Source organism: Flavobacterium sp. PL002 (assembly GCF_054165825.1).
This window is the reverse complement of sequence record NZ_CM135110.1, coordinates 2,403,937-2,422,751: the sequence shown is the minus strand read 5'-3', so window position 1 is coordinate 2,422,751 and position 18,815 is coordinate 2,403,937. Positions and strand designations below refer to the sequence as shown.

15 protein-coding genes and 1 tRNA gene are annotated in these 18,815 nt (G+C 33.8%); 6 read left to right on the top strand and 10 right to left on the bottom strand.

Features of this window, described 5'->3' with window-relative positions; all coding sequences use genetic code 11:
- The first annotated feature begins 17 nt into the window (after positions 1-17).
- From ACVEGE_RS10585 to ACVEGE_RS10560, 6 genes are all read left to right on the top strand, one after another.
- Positions 18-1,877, top strand: a complete 1,860-nt coding sequence (locus tag ACVEGE_RS10585) for an outer membrane beta-barrel protein (protein ID WP_192501225.1) — start codon at positions 18-20, stop codon at positions 1,875-1,877.
- A 211-nt stretch (positions 1,878-2,088) separates the two neighbouring features.
- The gene (locus ACVEGE_RS10580; RefSeq protein WP_173857104.1) at positions 2,089-3,051 is read left to right on the top strand and encodes an IS30 family transposase; all 963 of its coding nucleotides are present in this window, start codon (positions 2,089-2,091) and stop codon (positions 3,049-3,051) included.
- A gap of 45 nt (positions 3,052-3,096) precedes the next feature.
- Positions 3,097-3,750: a hypothetical protein gene (locus tag ACVEGE_RS10575; RefSeq protein WP_173850277.1), complete on the top strand. Its 654-nt coding sequence runs from the start codon at positions 3,097-3,099 to the stop codon at positions 3,748-3,750.
- Between the two features lie 344 nt (positions 3,751-4,094).
- Positions 4,095-4,958 carry a sigma-70 family RNA polymerase sigma factor gene (locus ACVEGE_RS10570; RefSeq protein ID WP_007137700.1) on the top strand — a complete coding sequence of 288 codons (864 nt, stop codon included), beginning with the start codon at positions 4,095-4,097 and terminating at the stop codon, positions 4,956-4,958.
- A gap of 550 nt (positions 4,959-5,508) precedes the next feature.
- The gene (rpe, locus tag ACVEGE_RS10565; protein WP_192501227.1) at positions 5,509-6,171 is read left to right on the top strand and encodes a ribulose-phosphate 3-epimerase; all 663 of its coding nucleotides are present in this window, start codon (positions 5,509-5,511) and stop codon (positions 6,169-6,171) included.
- Positions 6,172-6,384: 213 nt separating this feature from the next.
- Entirely contained in the window at positions 6,385-6,912 is a 528-nt protein-coding gene (locus tag ACVEGE_RS10560; RefSeq protein ID WP_173854996.1) for a tetratricopeptide repeat protein, read from the top strand.
- Positions 6,913-7,394: 482 nt separating this feature from the next.
- Here ACVEGE_RS10560 and ACVEGE_RS10555 read toward each other — a convergent pair.
- The 10 genes from ACVEGE_RS10555 to mraY form a co-directional block, all read right to left on the bottom strand.
- Positions 7,395-7,468 (bottom strand) — tRNA-Arg (locus ACVEGE_RS10555).
- 70 nt (positions 7,469-7,538) lie between these two features.
- On the bottom strand, positions 7,539-7,988 hold the full coding sequence (locus ACVEGE_RS10550; RefSeq protein WP_192501228.1) for a GatB/YqeY domain-containing protein: 450 nt from the start codon (positions 7,986-7,988) through the stop codon (positions 7,539-7,541).
- A 309-nt stretch (positions 7,989-8,297) separates the two neighbouring features.
- The gene (gene ftsZ, locus ACVEGE_RS10545; protein ID WP_173854988.1) at positions 8,298-10,253 is read right to left on the bottom strand and encodes a cell division protein FtsZ; all 1,956 of its coding nucleotides are present in this window, start codon (positions 10,251-10,253) and stop codon (positions 8,298-8,300) included.
- A 60-nt stretch (positions 10,254-10,313) separates the two neighbouring features.
- On the bottom strand, positions 10,314-11,696 hold the full coding sequence (ftsA, locus tag ACVEGE_RS10540; protein ID WP_192501229.1) for a cell division protein FtsA: 1,383 nt from the start codon (positions 11,694-11,696) through the stop codon (positions 10,314-10,316).
- Positions 11,697-11,703: 7 nt separating this feature from the next.
- The gene (locus tag ACVEGE_RS10535) at positions 11,704-12,426 is read right to left on the bottom strand and encodes a cell division protein FtsQ/DivIB (protein ID WP_173850287.1); all 723 of its coding nucleotides are present in this window, start codon (positions 12,424-12,426) and stop codon (positions 11,704-11,706) included.
- Positions 12,413-13,762 carry a UDP-N-acetylmuramate--L-alanine ligase gene (gene murC / locus ACVEGE_RS10530; RefSeq protein WP_192501230.1) on the bottom strand — a complete coding sequence of 450 codons (1,350 nt, stop codon included), beginning with the start codon at positions 13,760-13,762 and terminating at the stop codon, positions 12,413-12,415. The genes ACVEGE_RS10535 and murC overlap by 14 nt, the downstream gene beginning before the upstream one ends.
- A 31-nt stretch (positions 13,763-13,793) precedes the next feature.
- Positions 13,794-14,885 carry an undecaprenyldiphospho-muramoylpentapeptide beta-N-acetylglucosaminyltransferase gene (murG, locus tag ACVEGE_RS10525; RefSeq protein WP_192501231.1) on the bottom strand — a complete coding sequence of 364 codons (1,092 nt, stop codon included), beginning with the start codon at positions 14,883-14,885 and terminating at the stop codon, positions 13,794-13,796.
- Positions 14,886-14,912: 27 nt separating this feature from the next.
- On the bottom strand, positions 14,913-16,211 hold the full coding sequence (locus ACVEGE_RS10520) for an FtsW/RodA/SpoVE family cell cycle protein (RefSeq protein ID WP_192501232.1): 1,299 nt from the start codon (positions 16,209-16,211) through the stop codon (positions 14,913-14,915).
- A gap of 35 nt (positions 16,212-16,246) precedes the next feature.
- Complete coding sequence (gene murD / locus ACVEGE_RS10515; protein WP_192501233.1) at positions 16,247-17,578, bottom strand: UDP-N-acetylmuramoyl-L-alanine--D-glutamate ligase; 1,332 nt, start codon at positions 17,576-17,578, stop codon at positions 16,247-16,249.
- 1 nt (position 17,579) lies between these two features.
- Positions 17,580-18,809, bottom strand: a complete 1,230-nt coding sequence (gene mraY, locus ACVEGE_RS10510; RefSeq protein ID WP_192501234.1) for a phospho-N-acetylmuramoyl-pentapeptide-transferase — start codon at positions 18,807-18,809, stop codon at positions 17,580-17,582.
- Positions 18,810-18,815 lie beyond the last annotated feature (6 nt).

Below are 18,815 nucleotides of genomic sequence, written 5' to 3'. Positions count from 1 at the left end.
ATTAATACTATTTTCACATGAAAAAAACGATATACCTCTTATTATTATCCCTTTCAACTTTTGGATTTGCACAAGTAAAAGACATCAGCTTTACCGCTTCACCTTTTGTAGATTACACTTTTTACGACAAACAATCTGGTCTAGAAAACGCTACATCTGTAGGTGGAAAGATTGGTTTTGGTTTTGGCGAATATGTTGAAATTCGTGCAGTTTACATGCAATCTTTAGGTTTAAAAACTAGATTTTCTGATTTTGGGATTACAAGTTACAATGAAGGTACGTTTCAATCACAAGATGTTGATCTAACCCGTTGGGGAGGAGAATTCAAAACTAATCTTGGTAAAGGGCGCTTTATTCCTTACCTAACATTAGGTTCTGGAGTGCAAAACATTGCGATCAAAGACGGAGCAGATTTTGACCAAATATATACCAGTCTTGGTCTTGGGTTTAAAACCAAATTAACTGACCGTATCGTTTTTACTATTGAAGGAAAATACAACAACTACAACTTTAACGCTGGTGAAAATTTACTTACGGAACAAAACAAGAATGATTTTGGTGTGACTAATGCCGATTTTGAAACCAATGGATTGACAAATTGGTCTGCACAAGCATCCTTACAATTTTACTTAGGAGGAAGAAAACCCGGTACAATGAGCGAACTAGACAAGGCCTATTACAGTAAATTTAGTAACGGTTTCAAAGGTATTCAATGGATTATTGAACCTAGTATCAACTACATTAAATTTGATGATAAATCACTTTTCAAAGACACCTATTTAATGGGATTGTATGCTGGATTTGATTTTAATCAATATACTGGAATTCGTGCTTTCTATTTACAAGCATCAGAGAACGAACAAATTTCGACCTCTTTTGACCACCTGTCTATGTATGGTTTGGAGTTTAGAGCAAGATTGAATGATGGAAACGGCGTTACTCCTTACTTAATATTAGGTGGAGGTATTTTAAACACACAAAGTGATTACTTAGGAAAAACAAATACGGCAGTAGATAGCGAAGAATTTGCTTCGGCAGGTTTGGGTTTAAACATTCCGTTGAGCAAGCATATTTTGATTACGGGTGGTGCAAGAGGTATGATTACATCTGCAGCCGATGTTACTGATTTATCAAGCCCAGACAATTTGCAAACACATATTATGTACAACGCCGGAATCAAATTAAGTTTTGGCGGTAAAAAAACAAATCCTGATACTATTTACGTTGCGCAGTTAAGCGAACAACTGAACATCAAAGACAAAGAAACACAAGTTTATATTGATGAGAAAATTGCACAAAACAATGCAGACAACACAAATAAAATTGCAACGTTAAAACAAGAATATCAAGATAAACTAGATGGACTGGAAACTGACTTAGAAAAAGCAAAAGCAAATGACGACATTGACAAAGCAGTAGTTATTCTTGAACAAAAGAAAACGGCTCAAAACGCTCTTGAGGAAGTAGCTCAAATAGAAAAAAAGGCCATTGAAAAGAAAGAAGCACAACAATTAAAAGTAATTGCCGCAAAACAAGAAATTAAAACAGTAGCAAATGATAGTATTGCGCCTATTGTTAATAAAACTGTAAAAGACAGTATTGTTTCAACTCCTGTTACTACCTTAGCAAAAGAAAGTGCTACTAAAACAGTAGTAACAACACAAGTTCCTGCAACTACAGTAAAAACAACTAATAACAATCCTGTTGAGTATATTAGATTAACTCCAGCGGAATTAGAAAGTTTGATTGATCAAGTTATGGAAACCGATAAAACCAACTATAACAATGCTCTTGAAAATGAAAAAATCAAGAAAAGAGTAGACGTTTTAGAAAAAGCATTGTTAGAAAAAAATAAGCCAGCGGCTAAAAAGAAATAACAATTCCTTTACGCATAAGGATAAAATGGAGTATAATGAATTAATTATACTCCATTTTTTTTAAACCTTAGATTCAAGTGATAAATGCAACACTCCTTATTTGTTTAAATAAAGCCTACTGATAAGTCTTGAAGATCTAGATCTTCAAGACTTATCAGTAGGCTACGAAAAAAATTTCTCTTATTTTTGGGTTACTAAGCACAAAAAAAAGATGTCACATTTAACGATTGAACAAAGATACGAAATTGCTACACTTCGTTCACAAGGATTTTCAATGAGTAAAATTGGAGAGGTTATAGGTAGAGATAAATCTGTAATTTCAAGAGAGCTATCCAGAAATTCCGATCAAAGAAATAAAGTTTATAAAGCTAAATTAGCCCAAAGTAAAGCCAGTATTCGACAGCATGAAAAAGCTAAGAAAATACGCTTTACTGAACAGATAAAAGCACATGTTATTCATCTTTTAGAAGAAGATTTCAGTCCTGAACAAATAGTAGGATATTGCAGTGATAAAAACTTTGAATGTGTTTCGATTGAAACAATTTATCAATTCATTTGGAGCGACAAAAAGAAAGGCGGACAACATTATAAGCACCTACGCACAAAAGGAAAGCGATATGCTAAAAGAGGGGCTTTAAAAGGCTCAAGAGGTATTATTAAAGATAGAGTTGGTATTGAAAACAGGCCGTTGGTTGTAGAAGAAAAGCAAAGAATTGGGGATTTAGAAATTGATTTGGTAATAGGTAAAAATCACAAAGGAGCTTTGTTAACAATAAATGATAGAGCATCAGGTGTGCTTAAAATGGCTAAAATAAACAGTAAGGAATCACAAGAAATTCAGGAGAAATTAATTGAATTATTAATGGATTGGAAACCCATTTTGCACACCATCACATCTGATAATGGGAAAGAGTTTGCAAACCATAAAAAAGTATCTGAAATACTAGAAATCTCATACTTTTTTGCCAACCCATATTGTAGTTGGGAAAGAGGTGCTAATGAAAATTTAAATGGTCTAGTAAGACAATATTTTCCAAAAAAATATAACTTTGATTTAATAACAGAAGAAGAGGTTTTAAGAGTAACAAATAAATTAAATAACAGACCCAGAAAAAGATTTGGTTTTAAAAGTCCAAATGAAATTTTTGAGCAAAAACTTAAACAATGTGCATGAGGTTGCATTTGTTAATTGAATCCACCAACTATAAAAACTAAACAAATGAAATATCAAGTTACTATCAACAATATCCAAACAATTGAAGAATCAAACACCTACTGGTCAACTGAAGATTATGTAGCCTTACTTGCTGAATATGGTTTTCCTGATGCAAAAAGCAGAGATAATAAAGAGTTACGCGAATTACTTTTTATGGCAATTAGCGATTACGAGCCTAATGAAGCTGCTGTTATCTTACTAACTTACAAATTATCAGAAGAATTAAGTGAAGGGCAAATTGAGCAAATCTCAAATGATATGCTGCTGGATAAAGTTTGCGAAGAATATCCAGTTATTAAGCTACACGCACCTTTATTTCATTGCAACCAATTACTGCATCATGCCTACAACGGCAAATTTCCAAATGCCAAAGCACTTGTTTTAAAATGTAAAATCACTAGTGACGAAAAAGGAGAATTAACTAAAGAGCAATTCTTAAAAATCTTAAACAATGGCTTGGCAGAAGCAACACTTATTAAACGTCTTTTTGACGAACCAATGACTACCGATGCTCCGTTTCCTGACGCGGAAGGAATTGTATGGGAATTAAACACCGTAGACAATGAAAATTACGAAATGATAACCTCTGAATATTGGATGGAACGCAATGACATTATTGCAGGAGAGTTTGAAGGAGAAGTGCTAGAAGAAGCATAATATCGATTTCAAGTTGCTTTTCGGACTTTTACATTTCAGTCACAGTTTACCATCGTTTTCACTTAATTGTGAAAGTGATTGTAAACTGTGGCTACTTTTTTTTATAACTTTCTATTTTTAGCAAAAATATTCTGGTCGAACAGGTTTTGCATTAGGGATAGCAGCGGCATCCTTTGATGAAATGCAATGGAATCAAAGATACAGCGTATAGCCCGCCCGTAGGGAATGCCCTGCTCCAACTTTACTAAGTAATAAATTAAAATAATTATTTTCATGTTTTTTGTAACATTATCTGTACTTCATACGTATAACTATTTGTACACTTAAAAGTAGGAGACAAACACATGAGACAACTAAAAATTACCAAGCAGGTAACGAATCGTGAAACTGCATCGTTAGACAAATATTTACAAGAAATAGGTAAAGTTGACCTTATTACGGCCGATGAAGAAGTAGAATTAGCTCAAAAAATTAAAGCTGGGGATCAAAAAGCCCTAGAGAAATTAACAAAAGCAAACTTGCGTTTTGTTGTTTCGGTAGCAAAACAATATCAAAATCAAGGATTAACTCTTCCCGATTTAATTAACGAAGGAAACCTTGGACTTATAAAAGCAGCACAACGTTTTGATGAAACGCGTGGTTTCAAATTCATTTCGTACGCTGTATGGTGGATTCGTCAATCGATTCTTCAAGCACTTGCTGAACAATCTCGTATTGTACGTTTGCCATTGAACAAAATTGGTTCTATCAACAAAATCAACAAAATGTATGCGTTATTAGAGCAATCTAACGAGCGTCCGCCATCTGCTGAGGAAATTGCAAAAGAGCTAGACATGACGGTAAATGATGTAAAAGAGTCTATGAAAAACTCTGGTCGTCACTTATCAATGGACGCACCTCTTGTTGAAGGAGAAGATTCTAACCTATATGACGTATTGCGTTCAGGTGAGTCTCCTAACCCAGACAGAGAATTAATCCACGAATCTTTACGTACTGAGATCGAACGTTCATTAGAAACATTAACACCTCGTGAGGCTGATGTGGTTCGTTTGTACTTTGGCCTTGGTGACCAACACCCAATGACTCTTGAAGAAATTGGTGAAACTTTTGACCTAACTCGTGAGCGTGTACGTCAAATTAAAGAAAAAGCAATTCGCAGATTGAAACATACTTCTAGAAGTAAAATATTAAAAACATACTTAGGGTAATTTATCCTAAAGTTTGAAAGTTAACAAAGTTCTTTTTATCTAAAGACATTTAGCTTTCGACTAACAGTAAACAACAGTTTGATTGACTGTTCGTTTTTTGATTGATGATTGAAACTCCGGCTGATTACCGGAGTTTTACTTTTTATGAGTAAAACTCTCAGTCTGTTCTCCGCCGCGGCGGATCGGGTTTAGCTTCGCTCAATTCGTCTTTCAGACTCGTGTCCGGAGTTTTACTTTTTACCCCATAACCCCCGAAGGGGAAATTGAACACTGATACTTAATTTATTCTTGCAATTGATTTGGGTCTAACCCTTCGTAATCTCGATAGATATCGGGGTCTGGCTGGGATTTCCATTACAATCTTTTTTTATCTATTACACTATTGCTCCATAAATAAAAAAGGATTTTCACTTCAGTCCCTTACGCATTGCAACCGTTTTAGCCTAAAGTTGTACCCTCAAAAAAACTTTCGCATTTGTTTTAAATAACCTAATTTTGCACAAACTACAACTAAAGAATCTGAAACAAACTCAGATTAAATAACAACACAATGAAAAACACACTTATTGCACCATCAGTATTGGCAGCCGATTTTGGAAATCTGCAACGCGACATCGAAATGATTAATAATAGTGAAGCAGACTGGTTTCATATTGATATTATGGACGGTGTTTTTGTTCCTAACATTTCTTTTGGAATGCCTGTCCTTGAGGCTATCACTAGACATGCCACAAAAACTATCGACGTACATTTAATGATTGTTGATCCTGATCGTTACATTAAAACCTTTGCAAATTTAGGAGCAAACATCTTATGTGTACACTACGAAGCTTGTACTCATTTACACCGTACACTTCAAGCAATCAAAGCCGAAGGCATGAAAGCTGGTGTCGCATTGAATCCACATACAAGTGTTGACTTACTTGAAGATGTAATTAACGACATTGATTTAGTTTGTATCATGAGTGTAAATCCAGGATTTGGTGGTCAGTCATTTATTGAAAATACTTATGCCAAAGTAAAAAAATTAAAGGAGCTAATCAACCGTAAAGACGCATCAACCCTTATTGAAATTGACGGTGGCGTAACCAATAAAAATGCTAAGCAACTTGTTGAAGCTGGAGCAGATGTTCTGGTAGCAGGAAGCTATGTATTTAAAGCTCAAGACCCCATAATTACTATAAAAGATCTAAAAAAACTAACTAGTTTTTAATAAAATGGCGCTTGAGGCGCCATTTTTTATTTAATACATAATTATATTTTTATTAACTATTTAGTAACGCGTATTGTTTATAAACATTTTTTTTACGAATTTTGCACTTGGAAATCTACTTTTTTAATTGTCCCCAAAATCAAATAAGTACATAGTTCATCGTATTATATATACAAGAATTAATATTTAAATTAATACCACACATTAAATAGAATGAAAAGAAGATACTTAATGCTCCTAGCATTTACTTCTTTCAGCTACATCAGTCATGCACAATCATCTGCAAATGACTTTTATATGCTAGGAAAGAATAGAGAATTACTAAAAGACTATAAAAAAGCCATTAAAGATTACGATAAAGCAATAGCGCTTGAACCAAAATTTGAAGATGCTTATTACGCTAAAGCTCTAGCTGAAAATCTTTTAAAAAAATATGATGATGCCATCACCGATTTGACAATACTTATAGGAATAAATCCTGAATCCAGTAAAGCTTATTATTCAAGAGCATTAATTAAAAATGCCATTAAGGATTACAACGGATCATTAGAGGATTACACTAAATGCATCGAAATCAATCCTACTTATAGCAGTGCTTATAATAATCGTGCAGAAGTAAAACTTAGTCTCAAACAAACTGAAAGTGCCTGTGATGATTTAGAAAAAGCCGGATCAATGGGGTATCCCTATCCCTTTGGTTACATTGAAAAAAAATGCTTGCAAGCTCATAAATCATCATAATAAATAAATTATTTTCTAAGTAGGGTTATTTTTTATTTAGAAATTAAAACAAAAAAAAGCCATTTTAAAACATGCTGTTTTAAAATGGCTTTTTTTTGTTAATTATTTTATCCAATTATGAACAAAGATTTTAAAAGCTTCTTTGTGCTACTCACAAACAGTAATCTCGACTATATTGATATCAATAGAGTTTTCATTACAAAGCAAGGAAATAGCAAATCGAAGCACTCGAAAAAGCGATTTACTATACCCAATAACTGTTGCAATACAGTTCATAAACTAATTACACCAATGTTTTGGTCTTGTAACAAAAACCTATTTGCAACGCAATTTAGTGGCGTGAACGATATTTTTACAAAAATACAAATAGTAGTTTAATTATACAGAGCTTTGGTAGTAAGTTGGATATAATTTTTTACTTTATAAAATTAAAATAGCCATAAAATAATTAAGTCTGCTTAATTATTTTATGGCTATTTTAGTGGCCGAGACAGGGTTCGAACCTGCAACCCTCAGAGTCGAAATCTGATATTCTATCCAGTTGAACTACTCAGCCGCTTGATTTAAGATTGATAATTAACGATTTTAGATTTGTGATTTAAAATCGTTAATCAACAACTCTATTTTTAAACTAAAAGTTTCTTTACAATTGCAGAGATTGTTTTTCCTTCTGCAGTTCCTCCTAGTTGTGCTGAGGCTAATCCCATTACTTTACCCATTGATGCAATTCCTGATGCTTCAGTTTCGGCAATGATTTTTGCAATTACAGCTTCTATTTCTGCTTCGCTTAATTGAGCCGGTAAAAACTTTTCGATTACTGCAACTTGAGCTAATTCTGGCTCTGCTAAATCCAAACGATTTTGCTCTGTAAAAATCCTAGCGCTTTCTTTACGAGTTTTAACTAGTCTTTGAAGTAATTTAACTTCATCGTCTTCTGTAATTTCTTCTTTAGAACCTGATGCAGTTTGCGCTAATAAAATCTCTGATTTAATTGCTCTTAATGCTTCTAATGCTACAGTATCTTTAGCTCTCATGGCGGTTTTAATTTCGTCCATGATGTTTGTTGATAAACTCATATATGTGTGTTTTTTAATTTTATTAATACTATCTAATTATTGCAGAATACGGCTGTTTACAATGACTTTTGCCCCAGATGGAAATGGAAAGCCTTTTTTAATCAAAAATGTGTGTTTTTCTTGTTCTTAAAAAGCGACTAAAGGAAGCTCTTTTAAGAATCTAGAAAAATCATTTTTTATAAAAAAGCTTGAAAAGACAGCTGGAATAAGGCCCAAAAACGTTTCTGTATTATTGTGCGAAGATAAAAAAAATAACCCGAAAATTATATTCAATTTTCGGGCTAATTTAAATTTTATAAATACAAAGTATTAATCTACGTTGTCATGCAAATAAGAATTGTTTGAACGCAACTGCAAATCATTATTACTATCGGTTCCTACTGATATTCTTGAATTTGTATTATTAGGTTGATTGTTTGAAATATCTATTCCTAATCTTTTGTAAGCAGGTTCCTTTTCGTATTCATCAATTTTAGAAACATTGTTATGAAACTTATAATTGAATTCTTTTAATTTTTTTCTTCTTTCTTCAGCTCTTAAACGCAACGTTTCTTCGATAGTCATCTCCATTGGAGAGATTTCTTCAAATTTAGTAGCTTCTTCAGACTCTCTTTCAACTTGCTTCATTGTGATATTCATTTCAGCAGGCACTACTTCTTCAACTACTTTTGCAGCTGGTTTAGATGAAATAAAATCATTTTCAACCTCCATGTATTCTTCAAGAGAATATTTAATAATTCCCTTATCAGATAATTCAGTTACTGGCACAAACTGCACCGGCTGATTTACTTTAATATCACGTGTTTCATTAGGCAATTCAAATACTTCAGTTTCTTCAATTTTAGCAACTGGCTCTGGTTTAGCTAGTGGTAAATCGAATGAAAAAGTAGTTTGTTCTTGTTGTCCCTCAATTGCTTTAGCTTGTGGCACTTCAGCTTGATTTTGCTGTGGCGATGTGATTGTAAAATCAAGGTTCTCACTAGGAGAAACGATTTCGAAAGTAACATCTAAATTCTTGATATATTCAGACATTGCCATTAGTCCTTCATTACCAGCAACAGGAACAACAGGTTCTGGAGCGGCAACGGGAGCAACTGGCTCTGGCGTTAAATCATCTTCAATAAGATCAAAAACAATTCTTTGATCCGTATTTGTTTTTGGAGATTCAACATTTAAATCAAATGCTGGAATTTCGTTTTTTGTTAAATTATAAACACTTCTTTGTTCTTCTTCAAGAGTGTGAATTATTTTTTTTGGTTCCGTATTTACGATTCCGTTTTGTTGTTCGATATCAAACCCTGTTGCAATGATAGTTACTGCAATTGCATCACCAAGGGTTTCGTCTTCACCAACTCCCATAATGATATTGGCATTATGACCCGCTTCATTTTGAATGTGGTCATTTATTTCTCCAATTTCATCTAAAGTAATCTCATTTGAACCTGAAACGATGAGCAACAATACGTTTTTGGCACCTGTGATTTTGTTATCATTTAGTAAAGGAGAATCTAATGCTGAAATAATTGCTTCTTTGGCTCTGTTTTCTCCTTCAGAAGTAGCAGATCCCATGATTGCTGTTCCGCTGTTAGACAATACTGTCTTAGCATCACGTAAATCGATATTTTGAGTATAGTGATGAGTAATTACTTCGGCAATACCTCTTGAGGCTGTAGCCAAAACTTCATCAGCTTTAGAAAAACCAGCTTTAAAACCTAGATTACCATATACTTCTCTTAATTTATTGTTGTTAATTACAATAAGGGAATCTACTTGCTTGCGCAACTTTTCGATTCCGATTTTGGCTTGTTCTTGACGCACTTTTCCCTCAAATAAAAACGGAAGTGTTACAATACCTACAGTAAGAATTTCTCTTTCTTTAGCTAATTGCGCAATAACAGGAGCTGCACCTGTACCGGTACCTCCACCCATTCCTGCAGTTATAAAAACCATTTTAGTATTGCGATCTAATAATTTTTCGATCTCAGCAATACTTTCAATAGCTGATTGCTGTCCTACGTCTGGGTTTGCACCAGCCCCAAGTCCCTCAGTTAAACCTACCCCTAACTGTATTTTATTAGGAACTGAACTATTTTGCAATGCCTGAGAATCAGTATTACATACAATAAAGTCCACCCCTTTAATCCCTTGTTTAAACATGTGGTTTACAGCATTGCTTCCGCCTCCACCTACACCAATTACTTTTATGACATTTGATTGGTTTTTTGGTAAATCAAATGAAATGCTTCCAAATTCTGAGTTGCTCATCTTTTATTTGGTTTTTGATATTAATTATTAATTGTTGTTTTATTTCTTTGGGCCACCCCTTTATTCCGCGTTGTCTAAAAAATCTTTAATTTTATCTACATAACGATCAAAAAATGATCTTTTTATTTTATCCCCTGTAGATTCATCTTTCTTCGCGTAACTTTTCTCTTCTTCCTCTTCTTCAACTTCTTCTTCATAGCGCACTTCCTCCCTTTTAACAACTGGGGCTCTGTAAACCGGTTTTGGTGGCGCAACTTCGTCCATCCTGATTGCACTTTGCGTTTTATTCTCGATGCTATTCATAACTAATCCTACTGCTGTTGCGTATAAAGGACTAGAAAATTCTTCATCAGAGTCACCTGCTAAATGCTCATTAGGATATCCTATTCTGGTATCCATTCCAGTAATGTATTCTACTAATTGCTTAATATGTTTTAATTGTGCTCCTCCACCAGTAAGTACAATTCCGGCAATTAGTTTTTTACGAGGATCTTCATGTCCATAAGCTTTGATTTCTGTAAAAACTTGCTCTACTATCTCTACCACTCGGGCATGAATAATTTTAGATAAATTTTTTAACGAAATCTCTTTTGGCTCTCTACCTCTTAATCCAGGAATAGAAACAATTTCGTTATCTCTATTTTCACCAGGCCAAGCTGATCCAAATTTTACCTTTAGTAATTCAGCTTGCTTTTCAATAATTGAACACCCTTCTTTAATATCATCCGAAATCACATTTCCTCCAAAAGGGATTACTGCAGTATGACGAATAATACCATCTTTAAAAATAGCTAAATCAGTTGTTCCTCCACCGATATCAATAAGCGCTACTCCAGCTTCTTTTTCCTCTTGACTTAAAACTGCATCTGATGACGCTAATGGTTCTAATGTTAATCCTGATAACTCGATACCTGAACTTTGAATACATCTTCCTACATTACGAATAGAAGATGCTTGCCCTACTACAACATGAAAACTAGACTCTAATCTTCCGCCATACATTCCTATAGGTTCTTTTATCTCTGATTGTCCATCAATTTTAAATTCTTGTGGTAATACGTGAATAATTTCTTCTCCTGGCAACATGGCCAATTTATTCACTTGATCAATCAATAATTGTATATCAGCACCACCAATAACCTCTTCTGGGTTGCTTCTACTTATGTAATCAGTATGTTGAATACTACGAATATGCTGACCTGCAATTCCTACTACTACATCTTTTATTTTATATCCTGAATTATTTTCAGCCTCATGTATTGCTTGTTGGATAGATTGTATTGTTTGTGTAATATTATTTACCACACCTCTAGCTACACCTAAACTTTTAGATTTACCTACACCTAAAATCTCGAGTTTTCCGTACTCGTTCTTTTTACCTATCATGGCAACAATTTTTGTTGTCCCAATATCTAGACCCACTGCAATATTCTCTTTTTCCATTATCTATTTATTTAGTGCAAACTACTTGTTTTGTAAATCTGAGGTCAATTTTTTTGTATTTATATAACGAACTATCTAAAACCGCTTTCTGAAAAAAAGCTTTATAATCCTGGAATTTACGCTCAACATTTATTAAAGAACCAAAATCAATTTGATAATCGAAGTTCCTGTTGAACATTTTTAAGCTCCCGTTGGGCATAATTTGGATAGCAATGATGTTTTTTTTCAAAAAATCATCGTCATAAATCATCCGAAATAATCGGATCAATTTTTCGTTATTTTTCTTATTAATTACTCCTGAAACAAGCGGAACTCTAGCAGTAAAATTACTAGACAATGGCATCGTACCTCCTTTATAATCAATATAAAAAGAGTCATGACCATCAAAAACCCTAACTATAGGAGTCTTTTGTTTCACTACCGCTTTGAGAACACCATCAATACTCACAAACACATCCGAATGTTCGATCATATCGTTTGAATTTAGCTCTTTCTCAAGCTTATTCAAATTTAGATCAACTTTTTGGATGCTTGAAGCATTATCTTTACTTTCTATCAACAATTTATTAACTGTTTCTTTTTTCAAAAAAAGCGCATTATCTCCATCAAAAACCACCACAGATTTAGTTAATTTTCTATCTTCATTTCGCTTTGATGTGAAAGAAAATAAAAAAATAACCAAAACGAACATTAGTAATAATCTAATATTTGTCCAGTTAATTAATTTCATTTAATGCTTGTTTTATTGTTCCCACCATTTCACCTATGTCTCCTGCTCCAATTGTTACAATTACAGCGGCATCACTGGCTAAAATAGTAGCAATTAAATCTTGTTTTAAAACCAATTCCTTGTTTTTATTTGTCATTTTTTCAAGCAACCATTGAGAAGTAACCCCTTCCATTGGTAACTCACGAGCAGGATAAATATCAAGCAAAATTACTTCGTCAAAATTAGACAAACTTCTAGCAAAATCATCCGCAAAATCTTTAGTTCTACTAAATAAATGAGGCTGAAAAACTGCTAAAACTTTTTTGTCAGGATACAACTCTCTAACTGCCTGATGCACTGCATCGATTTCTGTAGGGTGATGCGCATAGTCATCAATATAAACAAGATTATCAGACTTAAACTGATATGAAAACCTTCTTTTTATACCCTTAAATGAGGCCAACGCTCTTGCAATAGCTTCGGTTGGGGTGCCGAATATCTTTGCCATAGCGATTGCCATCATTGCATTCATTAAATTATGCTTACCTGGGAGTCCAAATCGAAAATCTTTTAAGATCTCGGTAGGTGTTTGAACATCAAATAAGTAACTTCCTTCTATTATCCTTACATTAAACGCCTTATAATCTGCGTCTTCATTTACAGCAACTGTCAACCCTTTTAAAGACAATTCCTTTGTTATAAATAATTTACTTTTATCGGTTATTTTGTCAGCAAATTCAATAAATGATTCTTGAATTGCATCGCTTGTACCATAAATATCCAAGTGATCTGCATCCATGGAAGTTATGCAAGCAATATCCGGATGCAAATGTAAGAAAGAACGATCGAATTCGTCTGCTTCGACAACAGTAATTTTCTTACCATTACCAATTAAATTAGAATTATAGTTTTCGACTATACCTCCAATGAACGCAGTAACCTCTGCTCCAGACTCATACAATATATGACCCAGGATTCCAGATGTAGTTGTTTTTCCATGCGTACCTGCTACAGCAAAACAAAAAGTATCTTTGGTTATCAAACCTAAAACCTCTGCTCTTTTCTTTACAACGTATTTTTTTTCTAAGAAATAATTCCACTCTGCATGCATTTTTGGTACTGCAGGAGTAATAATCACTAAAGTGTTCTCTACTTTGAAAGTATCTGGAATTAAAGCAACATTATCTTCAAAATGAATGGAAATACCGCTTTTTACCAACTCACTGGTTAGGGTAGTAGCTGTTTTATCATAACCAGTAACTTGCTTCCCTATATTTTTAAAATAGCGTGCTAAATTACTCATCCCGATACCACCGATACCTATGAAATAAACGTTATGTATTTGATCTAAATTCATTATTTTGATTTTATAGTTAAAGCGTACTTTACTACTTTCTTATTAATTTTACTATCTCATCTGCAATTTCATGAGTTGCGTTTGGCATAGCTAATGCTTTACAATTTTCGCTCAACTGCTTTTGTTTGGATACATCCAATAACAATTCTTTAAACACTAGAGCAAATAAGGTATCAAGTTCATTTTCTTTCAATAAAATAGCACCTTGTTTATCAACTATAGCTTTCGCATTTTTAGTTTGATGATCTTCGGCTACATTTGGTGACGGAATAAATACCACTGGTTTTCCTACAATACATAATTCTGATACTGATGAAGCACCTGCTCGAGAAATAATAACATCAGCCGCAGCGTATACGTAATCCATTTTTTCGATAAAAGAAACTACTTGCACATGCGCACTGTTGTATTGCTTATACTCCTCAAAATATAATTTACCACACTGCCATATTACTTGTACATTTTGAGATAAAATGCTTTCTAATTCACTTTCTATTAATTGATTTATTCTTCTTGATCCTAAACTACCTCCAAGAACCAACAACGTCTTCTTAGTAGCATCAAGTTTAAAATAAGCAATTGCTTCAGCTCTCTTACTCGATATATCAATTAAGTCTTGACGAACTGGATTACCAGTTAATCGCAGTTTTTCTTTTGCAAAAAAGCGTTCTAAATTTTCGTAGGCAACACATATAGTATGTGCTTTCTTGCCTAATAATTTATTAGTAATTCCTGGAAAAGAATTCTGCTCTTGAATAACCGTGGGGATATTCATGATATTTGCCATTTGCAATAACGGTCCACTAGCAAAACCACCAGTTCCAATTACTACATCAGGTTTAAAATCTTTTATAATCTTTCTTGATTTCCATAAACTATCGATAAGTTTAAAAGGAAACATAGCATTCTTAAAATTAATTTGGCGTTGCAAACCAGAAATCCACAATCCTTTTATAGCATACCCAGCTTGTGGTACTTTTTGCATTTCCATTTTATCTTGCGCTCCTACAAATAGGAATTCGGCATCTGGAAAACGCTTTTTTAATTCATTGGCAATAGCAATTGCAGGATAGATATGTCCACCTGTACCACCACCGCTTAATATGAATTTGTGTTTTGCCATTCTTATTTAAATTATGCTTTTTGTTTTTTATTTTCCAAAGACAGCTGCCATCGGATTTCCTGCTTTGTCTTCAATTGAGTAATCTTCCTCTTTGATTTCTTTATCAACTTCAGAAGCTAATTCAGCATCAATTATTTTTTTAAGCGCTTCCTCTCTTTTCGCGGCGTCTTTTTGTTCTTCAACAATTTCTTCGTCTTTTTTAGTTACACTAATTATTATTCCCAGTGCAAAACAAGTCATCCAGATAGAGCTACCTCCACTACTAATTAAAGGTAATGTTTGTCCCGTTACCGGTAATAACTCCACGGCAACTGCCATATTAATCATTGCCTGAAATATCATGGGAAAACCTAACCCAATGACGACGAGCTTTCCAAATAACGTACTCGCTTTATGAGATGCAATTACAAAACGGAATAATAACAATAAATACAACGTCAAAACTCCAAAACCTCCTATTAAACCGTATTCTTCAACAATTATTGCATAGATAAAATCAGAAGATGATTGTGGTAAAAAATTCTTTTGAACACTTTTACCAGGTCCTAAACCATATATCTTTCCTGATGCTATAGCAATTTTGGCTTTCTCAATTTGATAATCATCTTCGTCAGGTTTATCAGTTGTAAAATTTTCAATCCTACTACTCCATGTACTAACCCTATTAAAGAATCTTGAATCTGGAAATGCCTTACCTATAAGCACAAAGAAAGCTAATGCAAGAATACCCGTCCCTATAATAAAACTAATATACTTAATGGGATATTTACCAATAAAAACCAACATGATTACCATTGAAAACATCAATGCTGTTGTTGAAAAATTAGCAGGTAATATCATTGCTAACGTGATGGCAACGGGCAACCACAACTCTTTTAAAGACTCTTTAAAGTCAATGGACCCTTCTCTTTTTTTAGACAAATACCTTGCTACAAATATAAATAGCACTAATGATGCCAAGGTCGATGTTTGAAACGTAATACCCACAAACGGAATTTGAATCCATCTACTTGCGTTTGCCCCAGCAATCACCGTTCCTTTTATTAACGTATACGCTAATAAAATCCAAACAACGGGTAATCCTATTTTTGAAATTGCTCTAAAATAATGATATGGCACCTTATGAACCACAAAAATAATTCCAAAACCAATACATATATGCGCTAGATGTTTTACCAAATATCCTAACGTATTCCCTGTTCCATGTCCTAAATAGGCTAAATTACTACTGGCACTAAAAACTGGCATAAAAGAAAACAGCGCTAATAAGGCCACAAATGACCAAATTACTTTATCTCCTTTTAATTTTTTTATTAGTTGTTTCATTTTTTGTTTTCAAATTTTAGAACAGCAGTCTAGAATTATAGGTTTTGTACTGCTTGCTTAAACTGATTTCCTCTGTCTTCGTAATTTTCAAATAAATCAAAACTTGCACAAGCCGGTGATAACAATACAGCATCTCCTTTTTCGGTTAAGCGTTGTGCCATTTTCACAGCATCACTCATATTACTTACTTCAATCATAATGTCTACTACATTCCCAAAAGCTTCAATTATTTTCTTATTATCAACTCCAAGACAAACAATTGCCTTTACTTTTTCGCGTACTAATGACATTAACTCATTGTAATCATTTCCTTTATCAACACCACCTACAATCCATACTGTGGGTGCATTCATACTGTCTAGAGCAAAAAAAGTAGCATTTACATTTGTGGCTTTTGAGTCATTGATATATTGTACATTTTGAATTTTTAACACATTCTCAAGACGGTGTTCTACCCCTTGAAAATTAGATAAGCTTTCGCGAATTGTTGCTTTTCTAATTTGCATTAATTTTGCTACAGATGTTGCTGCCATTGCGTTTTTCATATTATGTTTTCCTTCTAAAGCAATCGTCTCTGTTTCCATTGTAAAATCTTCTTGATTTAGTGATACTTTCATTATGTTGTCTTTTATAAATGCTCCTTCTTCAAACGTTTTTGTTAATGAAAAAGGAATTAATTTCGCTTTTGTCGTATTGTTTTTTAACCATTCAGTAATGGCCTCATCATCTGCATCGTAAATAAGATAATCGTCTTCGGTTTGGTTCATCGTGATTCTGAACTTAGAAGCGATGTAATTCTCATATTTATAATCATAACGATCTAAATGATCTGGGCTTATATTTGTAATTATCGCTATATGTGGCCTATAATTCACAATTCCGTCCAGCTGAAAACTACTCAATTCTAACACGTAAGAATTATAACTATCATCAGCAACTTGCCAAGCAAAACTCTTTCCAATATTCCCTCCTAATCCTACATTCAAACCTGCTGATTTTAGCAAGTGATACGTAAGCATCGTAGTAGTCGTTTTTCCGTTACTACCCGTAATTCCTATAGTAATTGCTTTTGTAAAAGGTGCCGCGAATTCAATTTCTGAAATCACCGGAGTCCCTTTGGCGATAAGCTTTTTAACGATAGCAACTTTTTCAGGAATACCTGGGCTTTTCATAACCACAGTTGCATTGAGAATTTTATCTTCGGTATGCTGTTCTTCCTCCCACTCTATGTCATTATCTGTAAGAACTTGTTTGTATTTGTCTTTTATTTTTCCAAAATCAGACACAAAAACCTCGTATCCCTTTTCTTTTCCTAAAATTGCGGTTCCTACACCACTTTCTCCTCCTCCTAATACTACTAATCTCATATTATCTTAGTTTTAAAGTAATAATTGATAGTATGGCTAACATGATAGCAACAATCCAGAAACGAGTTACAATCTTACTTTCATGATACCCCTTCTTTTGATAATGGTGGTGTAAAGGCGACATTAAAAATATTCTTCGGCCTTCGCCAAAGCGTTTCTTGGTGTACTTAAAATAACTCACTTGCAAGACAACTGATAAATTTTCGACTAGAAAGACACCGCATAATAACGGAATCAACATTTCTTTTCGAACCGCAATTGCTAAAACTGCAATAATTCCTCCGATGGTTAAACTACCTGTATCACCCATAAAAACCGAGGCAGGATAAGAATTGTACCATAAAAACCCAATTAACGCCCCTACAAACGAGGCTATAAAGACGGTCATTTCTCCCGAATTAGGGATGTACATTATATTCAAGTAATTCGAAAAAATTATATTCCCCGAAAGGAAAGTAAAAATACCCAGCGCGAGTACGGATATAGCAGATGTTCCTGCTGCTAGCCCGTCTATTCCATCTGTTAAATTAGCTCCATTAGAAACCGCTGTGATTATAAAAATAACTACGGGTATAAAAACCAACCAAGCCCATTTTTCATATCCCTCACCTGTCCAAGCTAATAACTCAGCGTAATCAAACTCGTTGTTTTTAAAAAACGGAATCGTAGTTGCTGTAGACTTTTCTTCTACTGGTGGCGGTGTAACCACATAGCCTGTAGATTCTTTAAAAACATCTGTTTTTCCAGTATCTGTTCTAACAGTAACCCCCTGATGAAAATACAAAACGGTACCCACGATTAGTCCTAAACCAACTTGACCAAAAACTTTAAAAATTCCTTTAAGTCCTTGTTTGTCTTTCTTAAAAATCTTTATATAATCATCTATAAAACCAATTGTTCCCATCCAAAGCGTGGTTACAATCAATAATACAATGTAGATATTTTGCAATTTTGCGAATAACAAAACAGGAACTAACGTTGCAAAAATGATAATCAAACCACCCATTGTAGGCGTACCTGCTTTTTCATTTTGCCCAGCCAATCCTAGTTCTCTTACTGTCTCTCCTACTTGTTGATTTTGTAAAAAACGAATAATTCTTTTTCCATAAATCGTAGACAGCAACAACGAAAGTATGAATGCCATCGCTGATCTAAAAGTGATGTATTGAAACACTCCTGTTCCAGATATGTTTAATATTTTGTTTAAATATTCAAATAGAGAATACAGCATGTTTTA

What these genes read in the sequence shown, in the direction of transcription:
- ACVEGE_RS10575 (WP_173850277.1), top strand. Translation starts at nt 3,097, where the DNA reads ATGAAATATCAAGTTACTATCAACAATATCCAAACAATTGAAGAATCA.
- ACVEGE_RS10585 (WP_192501225.1), top strand. Translation starts at nt 18, where the DNA reads ATGAAAAAAACGATATACCTCTTATTATTATCCCTTTCAACTTTTGGA.
- ftsA (WP_192501229.1), bottom strand. Translation starts at nt 11,696, where the DNA reads ATGGAAAAAGAGAATATTGCAGTGGGTCTAGATATTGGGACAACAAAA.
- rpe (WP_192501227.1), top strand. Translation starts at nt 5,509, where the DNA reads ATGAAAAACACACTTATTGCACCATCAGTATTGGCAGCCGATTTTGGA.
- ACVEGE_RS10580 (WP_173857104.1), top strand. Translation starts at nt 2,089, where the DNA reads ATGTCACATTTAACGATTGAACAAAGATACGAAATTGCTACACTTCGT.
- murD (WP_192501233.1), bottom strand. Translation starts at nt 17,578, where the DNA reads ATGAGATTAGTAGTATTAGGAGGAGGAGAAAGTGGTGTAGGAACCGCA.
- mraY (WP_192501234.1), bottom strand. Translation starts at nt 18,809, where the DNA reads ATGCTGTATTCTCTATTTGAATATTTAAACAAAATATTAAACATATCT.
- ACVEGE_RS10550 (WP_192501228.1), bottom strand. Translation starts at nt 7,988, where the DNA reads ATGAGTTTATCAACAAACATCATGGACGAAATTAAAACCGCCATGAGA.
- ACVEGE_RS10560 (WP_173854996.1), top strand. Translation starts at nt 6,385, where the DNA reads ATGAAAAGAAGATACTTAATGCTCCTAGCATTTACTTCTTTCAGCTAC.
- ACVEGE_RS10570 (WP_007137700.1), top strand. Translation starts at nt 4,095, where the DNA reads ATGAGACAACTAAAAATTACCAAGCAGGTAACGAATCGTGAAACTGCA.
- murC (WP_192501230.1), bottom strand. Translation starts at nt 13,762, where the DNA reads ATGAATTTAGATCAAATACATAACGTTTATTTCATAGGTATCGGTGGT.
- ACVEGE_RS10535 (WP_173850287.1), bottom strand. Translation starts at nt 12,426, where the DNA reads ATGAAATTAATTAACTGGACAAATATTAGATTATTACTAATGTTCGTT.
- ACVEGE_RS10520 (WP_192501232.1), bottom strand. Translation starts at nt 16,211, where the DNA reads ATGAAACAACTAATAAAAAAATTAAAAGGAGATAAAGTAATTTGGTCA.
- ftsZ (WP_173854988.1), bottom strand. Translation starts at nt 10,253, where the DNA reads ATGAGCAACTCAGAATTTGGAAGCATTTCATTTGATTTACCAAAAAAC.
- murG (WP_192501231.1), bottom strand. Translation starts at nt 14,885, where the DNA reads ATGGCAAAACACAAATTCATATTAAGCGGTGGTGGTACAGGTGGACAT.